10 protein-coding genes are annotated in these 12,745 nt (G+C 56.0%); 8 read left to right on the forward strand and 2 right to left on the reverse strand.

Features of this window, described 5'->3' with window-relative positions:
- The first annotated feature begins 13 nt into the window (after positions 1-13).
- The gene (locus AC13D2_RS06810) at positions 14-1,666 is read left to right on the forward strand and encodes an NAD+ synthase (RefSeq protein WP_292049130.1); all 1,653 of its coding nucleotides are present in this window, start codon (positions 14-16) and stop codon (positions 1,664-1,666) included.
- A gap of 44 nt (positions 1,667-1,710) precedes the next feature.
- On the opposite strand, the gene AC13D2_RS06815 is transcribed toward AC13D2_RS06810, so the two are convergent.
- Entirely contained in the window at positions 1,711-2,547 is an 837-nt protein-coding gene (locus AC13D2_RS06815) for an outer membrane protein assembly factor BamD (protein WP_292049131.1), read from the reverse strand.
- Positions 2,548-2,683: 136 nt separating this feature from the next.
- Here AC13D2_RS06815 and rluD point away from each other — a divergent pair, with 136 nt between their 5' ends.
- The 3 genes from rluD (at position 2,684) to clpB (ending at position 7,115) form a co-directional block, all read left to right on the forward strand.
- Positions 2,684-3,661, forward strand: a complete 978-nt coding sequence (gene rluD / locus AC13D2_RS06820; protein ID WP_292049132.1) for a 23S rRNA pseudouridine(1911/1915/1917) synthase RluD — start codon at positions 2,684-2,686, stop codon at positions 3,659-3,661.
- Positions 3,651-4,394, forward strand: a complete 744-nt coding sequence (pgeF, locus tag AC13D2_RS06825; RefSeq protein WP_300497013.1) for a peptidoglycan editing factor PgeF — start codon at positions 3,651-3,653, stop codon at positions 4,392-4,394. The genes rluD and pgeF overlap by 11 nt, the downstream gene beginning before the upstream one ends.
- A 144-nt stretch (positions 4,395-4,538) precedes the next feature.
- A complete protein-coding gene (clpB, locus tag AC13D2_RS06830) occupies positions 4,539-7,115 on the forward strand; it encodes an ATP-dependent chaperone ClpB (RefSeq protein ID WP_482938368.1) in 2,577 nt (858 codons plus the stop codon).
- A 69-nt stretch (positions 7,116-7,184) separates the two neighbouring features.
- Here the strand turns inward: clpB and AC13D2_RS06835 are convergent, their stop codons facing one another.
- Positions 7,185-7,643, reverse strand: a complete 459-nt coding sequence (locus tag AC13D2_RS06835; protein WP_292049135.1) for a DUF4124 domain-containing protein — start codon at positions 7,641-7,643, stop codon at positions 7,185-7,187.
- A 497-nt stretch (positions 7,644-8,140) separates the two neighbouring features.
- Here AC13D2_RS06835 and AC13D2_RS06840 point away from each other — a divergent pair, with 497 nt between their 5' ends.
- The 4 genes from AC13D2_RS06840 (at position 8,141) to pssA (ending at position 12,381) form a co-directional block, all read left to right on the forward strand.
- Positions 8,141-9,859, forward strand: a complete 1,719-nt coding sequence (locus AC13D2_RS06840; protein ID WP_300497023.1) for an acetolactate synthase 3 large subunit — start codon at positions 8,141-8,143, stop codon at positions 9,857-9,859.
- A gap of 2 nt (positions 9,860-9,861) precedes the next feature.
- Complete coding sequence (gene ilvN / locus AC13D2_RS06845; RefSeq protein ID WP_007155058.1) at positions 9,862-10,353, forward strand: acetolactate synthase small subunit; 492 nt, start codon at positions 9,862-9,864, stop codon at positions 10,351-10,353.
- Between the two features lie 69 nt (positions 10,354-10,422).
- Positions 10,423-11,439 carry a ketol-acid reductoisomerase gene (gene ilvC / locus AC13D2_RS06850; RefSeq protein ID WP_007155057.1) on the forward strand — a complete coding sequence of 339 codons (1,017 nt, stop codon included), beginning with the start codon at positions 10,423-10,425 and terminating at the stop codon, positions 11,437-11,439.
- Between the two features lie 90 nt (positions 11,440-11,529).
- Complete coding sequence (pssA, locus tag AC13D2_RS06855) at positions 11,530-12,381, forward strand: CDP-diacylglycerol--serine O-phosphatidyltransferase (RefSeq protein ID WP_300497027.1); 852 nt, start codon at positions 11,530-11,532, stop codon at positions 12,379-12,381.
- Positions 12,382-12,745 lie beyond the last annotated feature (364 nt).

The raw sequence follows: 12,745 nt of genomic DNA on the forward strand, positions 1-12,745 counted from the left end.
CAGGAGCTGCGTTATGTCCGTGCAAAAGGATGGCCAGGGGCCCGGAAAACTTCGGGTAGTGATGGCCCAACTCGATTTTCTGGTGGGCGATATCCCCGGCAATACCCAAAAGGTGATTGAAGCGACCCGACGCGCGGAGCAGGAGTATCAGGCGGATCTGGTTGTATTCCCGGAGCTGTGTCTTACCGGTTACCCACCGGAAGACCTTTTGTTAAGGCCCAGTATGGATGTTCGCGTTGCAGACGCGCTGGAAACCTTGAGCGGGGAACATCTGGGCCCTGCCATCATCGTGGGGGCTCCGATACGGGAGGGCGCTCTACTTTACAACGCTGCGGTCGCCATCGAGCAGGGAAAAATAACCGGTCGCTACTTCAAGCGGTTTCCTCCCAATTACCAGGTTTTCGACGAGAAGCGCTATTTTGCGAATGGTGTGGATACCCTGGTCATGGATATCAAAGGGGTGCCGGTGGGTATTACCATCTGCGAGGACATTTGGAGCGAAGGGCCGGTGGAAGATGCTGCCACGGCAGGCGCCAGGCTTGTCGTCAACCTCAATGCCTCACCCTACGATATTGACAAGCAGGTGCGCCGCAAGGCTCTGGTGGAACGTAAGGCCTTTGAGAATCGGGTGAGTATCGTTTACGTAAATCTGGTCGGCGGACAGGACGAATTGGTCTTTGATGGTGGCTCAGTGGTTTACGACCATTCCGGCGTACTTGCCGCGGAGGCGCCACAGTTCAGCGAAGGGCTCTATCCAGTGGACTTCATCTGTGAACATCACTGCCAGCCGATATCGCAGCCTGCCTTCGCCGAGCCGTCATTGGAGGAGAATGTCTACAAGGCCTTGGTTCTGGGAGTGAGGGACTACGTCAACAAGAATGGCTTTAAGTCCGTTGTCCTCGGCCTGTCGGGCGGTATTGATTCCGCGGTGACCCTGGCCGTTGCGGTGGATGCCCTGGGAGCTGACCGGGTACGCGCAGTGATGATGCCTTTTCGCTATACCTCGGGTATGAGTATTGAGGACGCGGAAGCCGAGGCTGTGGCCCTTGGTGTCCAGTATGACGTGTTCTCCATTGAGCCTATGTACGATGCCTTTATGGAAACACTGGCGGCTCCGTTCGAGGGCACGCAACCAGACACCACCGAGGAGAACCTGCAGGCACGGCTGCGGGGCGTCCTGCTGATGTCTCTATCCAACAAGTTCGGTTCGCTGGTTCTGACAACCGGCAACAAAAGTGAAATGGCGGTGGGCTACTCAACCCTCTACGGCGATATGGCCGGAGGGTTTGATGTGCTCAAGGATGTCCCCAAAACCCTGGTTTTTCGCCTCGCCTGGTACCGCAACAGTGTTTCGCAGGTGATTCCGGAACGGGTCATTACCCGTCCACCGTCAGCAGAATTGGCGCCGGACCAGAAAGACGAGGACAGCCTGCCGGGATACGACATTCTCGATCAGATCCTCAATCTCTATGTGGAGCGGGATCTCAGTGCCGATGCCATTGTGGCGCAGGGATTCGATAGGGCCGATGTCGATCGCGTGGTAAGGTTGGTGGACGTCAACGAGTATAAGCGCAGGCAGGCGCCGATTGGCGTGAGAATTACCGAGCGGGGCTTTGGTAAGGATCGGCGTTACCCGATTACTAATGGCTGGAAAAGTGGAAAGTAGATTGCCGTTGGGCTGCCTGATTGCTCGGGCAGCCTTGGCAAGCCTTATTCGTCGCCCATCAGGCCGAAGGTAACCACGCTAGACAGTGAGCGATCCTCACGTTTGAGGATGTCTGGCTGGAACTCTCCGTCCTCGTTGAAGGCCGTGCTGTCCGGGAAGTTCTGTTTCAGCATTGCCACGGCATCCGTTGCTCCCTTTTTCAGATCCATGAAGCGGAAGGTCTCGGCCAGGATAATCAGCGCCTCTTCCACGGACGGCGTTGTTGAGTAGTTTTCCACGATGTAGCGAGCCCGATTGTTTGCGGCGATGTAGGCTTCGCGGCTGATGTAGTAACGTGCCGCGTAAAGTTCCAGTTCGGCCAGGCGGTTGCGAATAGCAATCATGCGCTGGCGGGCATCAGGCGCGTATTCGCTGGAGGGGTAGCGGTTCAGCAGTTCGGAAAAGTCCCGGAACGCCTGGCGCTGTTCACCGGGGTCCCTTGCCGAAACGTCGACCGGGAAGTACCGGGCAGCCAGGCCAATATCCAGGTTATAGGACGCGAGGCCGCGCATATACAGCGCATAGTCTGCGTGATCGCTCTGCGGGTTCAGTCGAAGAAAGCGGTCTGCTGCAGAGCGGGCGCCTTCCAGGTCAAGGTTCTGGTAGCGGGCATAAATGAGGTCCAGCTGGGCCTGTTCCGCGTAGCGGCCAAACGGGTAGTAGGTTTCCAGATAGTCGAGATTCTGTTCCGCTTCATTGAAGTTGCCCGCATTCATCGCGTCGCGGGCATTTTCGTAATAGGTTTGCTCCGGCAGTACTTCTTCCTGCTTATCGTTCGATGCGCAGGCACTGATGAATAGCGCTGCGGTGGTGACTAGCAGTAATCGGACAACTGATCTCATGCCGGAATCCCGTATAATGGCAAAATTCGAAACGACGGCCATTGTAACGGGGATCCGTTCACATGTGCAGTGGCACGCGCCGTGGATTCAGAAATTCTGACTCAAACGTAACACTCATACCGGCCCCGGGGGCTCAATGTCATCTGAAAACCGTATTATCGCCAGCTTCTCTGTTCCACCGGAGCTCAGCGACCGCCGCCTGGATCAGGCTGCAGCCGAACTGATGCCGGAGCACTCGCGCTCCCGACTGCAGGGCTGGATCAAGAGCGGCGCGCTGACGGTCAATGGAAAGCCCTGTAAGCCCCGGGACAAGGTGATGCTGGGTGACCGGCTCGAACTGGATGCGGAGCCGGAGGCGCAGGTCAGCTGGGAAGCAGAATCGATAGACCTGGATATTGTGTACGAGGATGAGCACCTGTTGGTCATCAACAAGCCCGCAGGCTTGGTGGTCCACCCAGCGGCAGGCCACGCTGACGGTACCCTGGTCAATGCCTTGCTCAACCATGCCCCGGAAGTGGAGAACCTGCCCAGGGCGGGTATTGTGCACCGTCTCGACAAGGACACGTCCGGTATTATGGTGGTAGCACGTAGCCTGATTGCTCACACATCGCTGGTCGACCAGCTGCAGACCCGGACCATGGGGCGGGAGTACGAAGCCATTGTGGTTGGCACCCTCACCGGGGGAGCGACGGTGGACGCGCCGATCGGTCGCCATCCCCGTGAGCGCAAGAAGATGGCGGTTGTGCCCACGGGCAAGCCAGCGGTAACGCATTATCGCCTGGTGGAGCGCTTCGCAGCGCACACCCACGTTCGCTGCAAGCTGGAGAGTGGTCGTACCCACCAGATACGGGTGCATATGGCCCACGTGAAACATCCATTGGTGGGCGATCCTCAGTATGGTGGTCGGTTACGCTTGCCGAAAGGCACAACGGAGGAGTTGAGAGAGGTGCTTGCCAGTTTCCAGCGCCAGGCGCTCCATGCACGCCAATTGACATTGGAACACCCCCAAACCGGTGAAATACTGACCTGGGAGGTGCCATTGCCCGATGATATCGAAGGTCTGCTGGCCGCGCTTCGCAAGCACGTTAAGGAGTTGGAGAACCATGACCTCTGAACTGCCGGTGATTGTCCCCGACTGGCCAGCTCCGGCCCGGGTCCACGCCGCATGCACCACGCGGGCGGGCGGGGTCAGTCAGGCGCCGTGGCAGTCCCTGAACCTCGGCACGCATGTGGGAGATCATCCCGATGATGTGGCGAAAAATCGGTCCCTGCTTGGGCAGTGGGCTGAGCCCGGCTTGCAGTCATTCGGTTGGCTTAATCAGGTTCACGGTACCGACGTCGTTGAATTGCCGCAGTCGGGTTCGGTTACAGCGGATGCCAGTGTGACCTCCCAACCCGGGGTGGCATGTGTGGTGATGACAGCGGACTGTCTTCCGGTGCTTTTCTGCAACCCCGCCAGTGGCCAGGTGGCCGCCGCTCATGCTGGCTGGCGCGGCTTGCGTGGTGGTATTTTGGAGCGAACGATCGAGCATCTGGGCAACCCCGCGGCCGTCCTGGCGTGGTTGGGGCCGGCCATTGGTCCTGATCAGTTTGAGGTTGGCCCTGAGGTGAGGGAGGCCTTCCTGATGAATGATTCCCAGTCGGGTGATGCGTTCATCTGCAGTCCTCGAAATCCAACGCATTATCTTGCGGATATCTATGAGCTTGCCCGGCAGAGGCTGGCAATGGCAGGTGTGCTTCAAATCTACGGTGGTGAATTCTGCACGGTAACCGATAGTGAGCGGTTTTTCTCCTATCGTCGAGACGGGCAAACCGGGAGAATGGCAAGCCTGATATTCATCTCATGATGTTCGTCAATTTTCTGACACTTTCCAGTCCGGTCTGCTTGAACTCCCACCAATCGCCCCTACATTAACTGTCAAAGCAGACGCAATGTCGCCGATGGATGTCTTTGATCGGTTAAGTGACAGAGATTTGGGGAACACGGAATTATGAGAATCGACAAACTGACCAGCAAACTCCAGACCGCACTGGCCGACGCCCAGTCCCTGGCGGTAGGCAGGGATCACAACTTTATAGAGCCCGTGCACCTGATGCAGGCGCTGATGGACCAGGAGGGCAGTTCCATCAAGCCGCTGTTGAAACAATCCGGTGCCGAGCCTTCCCGGATACGTCAGGCCGTGGCCCGTGAAATCGAAAACCTGCCGGAAGTGCAGGGCTCTGCCGGCGATGTTTCTATGTCGAACGATATGGGGCGGCTGTTCAATATTGCAGACAAGCTGGCGCAGAAACGTGGCGACCAGTTCATTTCCAGTGAATTGTTGCTGCTGGCAGCGCTTGAGGATCGGGGCAGCCTCGGGCGGGTTCTGCGGGAGCAGGGCGTCGACAAATCAGCACTGGAGCGTGCTATCGAAGAGGTTAGAGGTGGCGAGTCGGTTGACGATGCGTCCGCTGAAGAAAATCGTCAGGCGCTCTCTAAATACACCATTGATCTGACCGAACGTGCCGAGGCTGGCAAGTTGGACCCGGTGATTGGTCGCGATGATGAGATCCGTCGGACCATTCAGGTATTGCAGCGCCGTCGCAAGAATAATCCGGTGCTTATTGGTGAGCCCGGCGTGGGTAAGACCGCGATTGTAGAAGGACTTGCCCAGCGCATTGTGAATGGCGAGGTGCCAGAGGGGCTCAAGAATAAGCGTGTGCTGTCTTTGGATATGGGCTCGTTGATTGCGGGCGCCAAGTTCCGGGGTGAGTTTGAAGAGCGCCTCAAATCCGTGCTGAATGAGTTGGCCAAACAGGAAGGACAGATCATCCTGTTCATTGACGAAATTCACACCATGGTTGGTGCGGGTAAAGCGGAAGGCTCCATGGATGCCGGCAACATGCTCAAGCCCGCTTTGTCGCGCGGGGAATTGCATTGCGTGGGCGCTACCACTCTTGATGAATATCGCGAGAATATTGAAAAAGACGCCGCCCTCGAACGTCGGTTCCAGAAGGTTTTGGTTTCCGAGCCCACCGAGGAGGACACCATCGCGATCCTGCGCGGCCTGAAGGAACGCTACGAAGTTCATCACGGGGTGGAAGTCACTGACGGCGCCATCATCGCAGCGGCCAGGTTGTCTCATCGATACATCGCCGATCGCCAATTGCCCGACAAGGCCATTGATCTGGTTGACGAAGCTGCAAGCCAGATCCGCATGGAGATGGACTCCAAGCCCGAAGCGCTGGATCGCCTCGAGAGACGCCTAATCCAATTGAAAATTGAACGGGAGGCGTTGAAAAAGGAAACCGACGCGGCCTCCAAGAAGCGGCTTTCCGAACTCTCGGATGTCATCTCCGATATTGAGCGTGAGTATGCGGACCTTGAAGAGATCTGGAACACCGAAAAGGCGGCACTGCATGGCTCCCAGAAGATCAAGAGTCAACTGGAGCAGGCCCGGATAGACCTGGAAAATGCCCGCCGTGCCGGCGATCTCGGCCGCATGTCTGAGTTGCAATATGGACAGATTCCGGAGCTGGAGCGCCAATTGGATATGGCGAGCCAGGCGGAAATGATGGAGATGAAGCTGCTGCGAAACCGCGTGACCGACGAGGAAATCGCCGAAGTGGTATCCAAGTGGACGGGTATTCCGGTTTCGAAAATGCTCGAAGGCGAGCGCGACAAACTGATGCGAATGGAGGAAGCCCTCCATGGACGGGTCATCGGCCAGGACGAAGCGGTTGAGGCCGTGTCCAACGCGGTTCGTCGGTCCCGTGCAGGGCTGTCAGACCCACACCGCCCGAATGGTTCTTTCCTGTTCCTGGGGCCGACAGGCGTCGGTAAAACCGAACTCTGCAAAGCTCTGGCATCGTTCCTGTTCGACACCGAGGAGGCCATGGTCCGAATCGACATGTCCGAGTTCATGGAGAAACATTCCGTCGCTCGACTGATCGGTGCGCCTCCGGGATACGTTGGCTATGAGGAGGGCGGCTACCTGACCGAGGCCGTCCGCCGCCGGCCATACTCGGTGTTGCTGTTGGATGAAGTTGAGAAGGCGCATCCGGACGTATTTAATATCCTGTTGCAGGTACTGGAGGATGGGCGCCTGACGGATGGTCAGGGCAGAACGGTGGATTTTCGCAACACCGTCATCGTGATGACCTCAAACCTGGGGTCGGACATCATTCAACAGAAAGCGGGTGAGGAAAACTACGAGGTCATGAAGAAGGATGTCATGGACGTAGTGGGTACTCACTTCAGGCCAGAGTTCATTAACCGGGTGGATGAGGTGGTGGTGTTCCATCCACTGGCTGAGAGCCAGATCCAGGGCATTGCCCGGATTCAGATTAATGCTCTGGGCAAGCGCTTGAAAGAGCAGGATATGTCGTTGCTGCTGGACGACGCTGCGATGGAGCTGCTGGCGGAAGTTGGCTACGACCCCGTGTACGGTGCTCGTCCATTGAAGCGGGCCATTCAGCGGATGATTGAGAACCCGCTGGCCCAGAGGTTGCTTCAGGGAGATTTCTTGCCCGGCGATACCATTCGCGGTTCAGTCAAAGATCACGGTCTGGAATTCGCGAAGGCGTGATGGTCTGACCCAAAAAAGCGGAGCACGATGCTCCGCTTTTTTGTTATGGATCTGAGAGCTTCGTTGGGATTAGGCTTCGGAAGCCTCACCGCAGTTTTCTTCTGCTATTGTTTCAAACCGCTGTTTCTTTTGCTCAATTTCTTCCGGAGTAAGGTATCGCAGCTCTCCTTCCTCTTCGATGCGAATCCGGCTGTTTCTCTGGATCAGTGCCAGGTTGGTTTGTGCTGTTTCGCAGTTGGCTTTCTGTTGCTTGCGGCGGGCTTCCTCAGCAGCACTTTCCTGTCGCCGTTCGCTTTCCTCGGCTTCTTGGCGTTCGAGCTCTTTTACCCGTTCTTGCGGACTCATGCGGTTGTTCCCGGAAGATTTACCTGTACGTATGTTGACGGACTCTGCCTGTTGGCCGGTTGGCTGTCGATCGCCAAAGTGCGTAACCCCGTCTTCGTCGGTCCATTTATACACGGAAGCCGCGAAAGCCATTGCTGGTGTCGCGGCTAGAAGTACTGCCAGGGTGAGGGTTTTTCTGTTCATGCCGTTGCTCATTCCGCGTTAGCCTCGTCGAAGCACCGCCGGTAACGGTACCGTCTCTATGTTAGCCTATGTTTATCATGCCATTTGTAAAGGTAACTTTCTTCGGTCTGGTTCAAATAGTTGCACAAAGTATGGCAGACCTTCGGTGAGTGTGGGCAGAGAATAGCGTTGCCGCTATTGACAGGGAGTTTAGCGCTGTCAAAATTACCGATTGCCTGAAGACTGGGGTCAATACGGCAGGCAATCCCGAGCGAGTATCCCCCGTTAATTACCACACTGTATGCCCCGCGCAGGCCGCGGACTGGTTGTTGCTTACGTGCAACCCGTTGATTGGCCGTTCTCCGCAACCCTCAGGAGGGCGGCTGGCCAGGAGACAACCTCTTATAGCTGGTGTGGCGGAGTATCCGGTTCAGCTTTCACAAGAAGCATGATGTCCGGACATCCAGGCAACCGGGACGTTTCCCGGCTCATTCACTCGTAGAAGAGGGTAGAACATCGTGGAGTTATTGTCTGGCGCCGATATGCTGATCCGGTCCTTGCAGGATGAAGGGATCGAATACATATATGGCTATCCGGGTGGGGCAGCGCTGCATATTTATGATGCGCTGTTCAGGCAGGACAAGGTTAAGCACATTCTGGTGCGTCACGAGCAGGCGGCGGTCCATATGGCCGACGGTTACGCCCGTGCAACCGGATTACCGGGTACCGTACTGGTGACCTCGGGTCCTGGCGCCACCAACACCATCACTGGCATTGCGACTGCATTTATGGATTCCATCCCAATGGTGGTCCTGTGCGGTCAGGTTGCATCTACGCTGATTGGTGAAGATGCGTTCCAGGAGACCGATATGATCGGTGTCTCCCGTCCTGTCGTGAAACACAACCTGAGCGTCCGTCATCCGGAAGAGATCCCCGAGATCGTTCGCAAAGCCTATTACATTGCTTCAACAGGGCGTCCCGGGCCGGTCGTTGTTGATATTCCGAAAGATATGACGACACCAAACGAACGCTACGAGTATGTCTTCCCCAAGAAGGTCAAGCTTCGTTCGTACAACCCGGCCATCCGTGGCCACGCTGGGCAGATCAAGAAAGCCGTCGATATGCTCATGGCGGCCAAGCGTCCCATTATCTATGCCGGGGGTGGGGTCATACTTGGCAAGGCGACGGATCAATTGACCGAGTTGGTCAGGATGCTGGGTTACCCCATTACCAACACCCTGATGGGTATTGGTTGTTATCCTGCTTCCGATACGCAACACATCGGCTGGCTGGGGATGCACGGTACCTATGAGTCCAACATGGCCATGCACCATTCGGATCTGATCCTGTGTGTGGGCGCGCGATTCGACGATCGGGTGACCAATGCGACAGAGAAGTTCTGTCCCGGTGCCCGCATTGTCCATATCGATATCGATCCGGCCTCCATCTCCAAAACCATTGATGCGGATGTTCCCATTGTTGGTCCGGTGGATGCGGTGCTGACGGAAATGATCACCCTTGTCAAAGAAAGCAAGGAGAAACCCGACGCCGACGCAATTGCCGCCTGGTGGAAACAGATCGAAGAATGGCGGGCGTTTCATGGCATGCGTTACGAAACCAGCCCGGATGTCATCAAGCCACAGGAGGTGGTGGAGGCGCTCTGGAAGCTCACTAACGGAGAAGCCTTTGTAACCTCCGATGTGGGTCAGCACCAGATGTTTGCTGCCCAGTACTACAAGTTTGATAAACCCAATCGCTGGATCAACTCCGGCGGCCTCGGCACCATGGGGTTCGGCCTGCCGGCGGCCATGGGGGTCAAGTTGAACTTCCCGGACGACGAGGTGCTTTGCATTACCGGTGAAGGCAGTATCCAGATGAACATCCAGGAGCTTTCTACCTGTAGTCAGTACGATATTCCGGTAAAGATCATCAATTTGAACAACCAGGCCCTGGGTATGGTCAAGCAGTGGCAGGACATGAACTACGAGTCGCGTCACTCCCAGTCATACATGGAGTCCCTGCCGGACTTTATCAAGCTGGCGGAAGCCTATGGTCATGTTGGTGTCCGTATCGACCGGAAGGAAGATCTGGTGCCTAAGCTCAAAGAAGTGCTGGCGATGAAAGACCGGCTGGTTTTCGTTGACATCTACGTGGATCGTTTTGAGCACGTCTACCCGATGCAGGTGGCCCGTGGTTCAATGAAGGACATGTGGCTCAGCAAGACGGAGAGGGTCTGATCATGCGTCGAATCATTTCTGTTTTGCTTGAGAACGAGCCCGGTGCACTGTCCCGTGTTGTTGGCCTGTTCTCGCAGCGCAACTACAACATTGAAACTTTGACGGTAGCGCCGACCGAAGACGAAACCCTGTCGCGGCTGACGGTAACAACCACCGGCTCGGACAAGGTCATCGAACAGATCACCAAGCAGCTCAATAAGCTGATTGAAGTGGTCAAGCTGGTGGATTTGACCGAGGGCTCCCACATTGAGCGCGAGCTGATGCTGGTTAAACTCAAGGCGACCGGGTCCCAGCGTGCCGAGATCAAACGCACGGTCGACATTTTCCGTGGCCAGATCGTGGATGTCACCAGCTCCGTCTATACCGTCCAGTTGGCCGGTGCCAGTGAGAAGCTGGACGGCTTTATTCAGGCGGTGGGTACCTCGGGTGTGCTTGAGGTCGTTCGCAGCGGGGTTTCGGGCATCGCCCGTGGTGAAAAGGTCTTAAGTCTGTAACAGGCGCTGACATCATTCTGTACAATGACGGCCTTTAAAAGGCCAATACAATATATATAGAGGTTTTCCATGCAGGTTTATTACGATAAGGATTGTGATCTTTCCATCATCCAGGGCAAGAAAGTTGCCATCATCGGCTTTGGCTCACAGGGCCACGCTCATGCGTGCAACCTGAAAGAGTCCGGTGTGGATGTAACGGTTGGTCTGCGTCCAGGTTCTTCTTCCATTGCCAAGGCGGAAGCTTATGGCCTGAAAACCAGTGACGTGCCGGCAGCAGTTGCCGCAGCGGATGTGGTCATGGTGCTGACGCCGGACGAGTTCCAGGCGCAGCTGTATAATGCCGAGATCGAGCCGAACCTGAAGCAGGGCGCCACTCTGGCATTTGCCCACGGTTTTGCGATCCATTACAACCAGATCGTGCCGCGCAAGGATCTGGACGTGATCATGATTGCCCCGAAAGCGCCGGGCCACACTGTGCGCACCGAATTTACCCGTGGCGGCGGTATCCCCGATCTGATTGCTATCTTCCAGGATGCTTCCGGCAACGCCAAGAACCTGGCGCTCTCATACGCCAGCGGTATCGGTGGCGGCCGCACCGGCATCATCGAAACCACCTTCAAGGATGAGACTGAAACCGATCTGTTTGGTGAGCAGGCTGTGCTTTGCGGTGGTACCGTTGAGTTGGTAAAGGCGGCTTTCGAAACACTTGTGGATGCCGGTTACGAGCCCGAAATGGCATACTTTGAGTGTCTGCACGAGCTGAAGTTGATTGTTGACCTGATGTACGAGGGCGGTATCGCCAACATGAACTACTCCATCTCCAACAACGCGGAGTATGGTGAGTACGTGACCGGTCCTGAGATCATCAACGAGCAATCCCGCGAAGCCATGCGCAATGCATTGAAGCGCATCCAGACCGGTGAATATGCCAAGATGTTCATTCAGGAAGGCAGCAGCAACTACCCATCCATGACGGCCCGTCGCCGCATTAATGCCGAGCATCAGATCGAGACTGTTGGTGAAAAGCTGCGCTCCATGATGCCCTGGATCTCCGCGAACAAGATCGTGGACAAAGACAAAAACTGATCCGATACTTCGGACTGGTTTGGAAAACGCGGCCCGGGTGGCCGCGTTTTTCGTATATACTCCGCCTAAATGCTTTCCGGAGTGATTGGAATGACTGATGAAAAGAAGCAGGCCGAAGCACAGGCTGAAAAGAAAGATGTCCGGGGGCGGTCAGACGCCTCTGGTCATGAGCATGACATCGAGTCCGGTGAGGTCGTCGAGGAAGAGTTAGTAGAGGGAGCGCCGGTTCGTCGCAAGGGGATATACCTGCTGCCTAATGCGCTGACAACGGCGTCCCTGTTCTCTGGCTTCTACGCGATCGTTTCCGCCGCAAATGGCGTATTCGACAATGCAGCGATTGCGATCTTCGTATCCATGATCCTGGACGGGCTTGATGGTCGGGTTGCCAGGTTGACCAACACCCAGAGTAAGTTCGGCGAGGAGTATGACAGTCTCGCGGATATGGTCGCTTTCGGTGTGGCGCCCGGGATGGTGGCGTTCTTCTGGTCGCTGAACAACCTCGGCCAGGTTGGTTGGGCGATTACCTTTATCTATGTGGCTGGTGCGGCTTTGCGGTTGGCGCGATTCAACACCCAGATCGGCTCCATGGACAAAAAGTTCTTCGTTGGACTGCCCAGTCCCGCAGCTGCGGCGTGTGTTGCTGGGTTGGTGTGGTGCTTCCACATTATGGAGCCCGCTAGTTGGCTAACCCTCATGACGATTATCGTGGTTGGCGGTTGTGGTGTACTGATGGTCAGCAACATTCTCTATAAGAGCTTCAAGGACCTGGATATGCGGGGGCGGGTGCCGTTCGCAGCAATACTCCTGGTGGTGCTGATGTTTGTGGTTGTCGCGCTTGATCCGGCAACGGTCCTGTTTAGCGGGTTCCTCCTTTATGCGTTGTCTGGGCCGGTTTTTGCGCTGTTTAGAAAATCGCGTCGCGCGGCAGGCGAATCTGCGTGACGTTGGTCTGAAAAATGAGCGTTTTGCTCGTGGTTTGAGCAGCGTTATAGGTGCTAACCGAAACAGAGTAAAAATAATTGGTTAACCTCGTTGACACATTCTCAGGGCTCTGTAGAATGCGCATCTCTTTCGAGGGGAACGCCACTGAGGCGGGCCAGAAATTGAAAGGCAACCGTTTGAATTTATTGGCAGTTTTTCGGTTTTAAATCGAAGTCAAAATAAACGGTTGACAAGGCAGCGATTCGATGTAGAATACGCCACCTTGATCGGGCAAGCCCCGAACGCTCTTTAAAAAGTTAACCAAGTAATTCGTGTGGGCGCTGGCCGAGGTATTTCGGATACGAAATATCAGGACAGTGACTCG

The organism is Marinobacter sp. B-12, from assembly GCF_056857915.1.

Coding starts and splice junctions, on each gene's coding strand:
- AC13D2_RS06810 (WP_292049130.1), top strand. CDS start 14: ATGTCCGTGCAAAAGGATGGCCAGGGGCCCGGAAAACTTCGGGTAGTG.
- AC13D2_RS06815 (WP_292049131.1), bottom strand. CDS start 2,547: ATGAGATCAGTTGTCCGATTACTGCTAGTCACCACCGCAGCGCTATTC.
- rluD (WP_292049132.1), top strand. CDS start 2,684: ATGTCATCTGAAAACCGTATTATCGCCAGCTTCTCTGTTCCACCGGAG.
- pgeF (WP_300497013.1), top strand. CDS start 3,651: ATGACCTCTGAACTGCCGGTGATTGTCCCCGACTGGCCAGCTCCGGCC.
- clpB (WP_482938368.1), top strand. CDS start 4,539: ATGAGAATCGACAAACTGACCAGCAAACTCCAGACCGCACTGGCCGAC.
- AC13D2_RS06835 (WP_292049135.1), bottom strand. CDS start 7,643: ATGAACAGAAAAACCCTCACCCTGGCAGTACTTCTAGCCGCGACACCA.
- ilvN (WP_007155058.1), top strand. CDS start 9,862: ATGCGTCGAATCATTTCTGTTTTGCTTGAGAACGAGCCCGGTGCACTG.
- ilvC (WP_007155057.1), top strand. CDS start 10,423: ATGCAGGTTTATTACGATAAGGATTGTGATCTTTCCATCATCCAGGGC.
- pssA (WP_300497027.1), top strand. CDS start 11,530: ATGACTGATGAAAAGAAGCAGGCCGAAGCACAGGCTGAAAAGAAAGAT.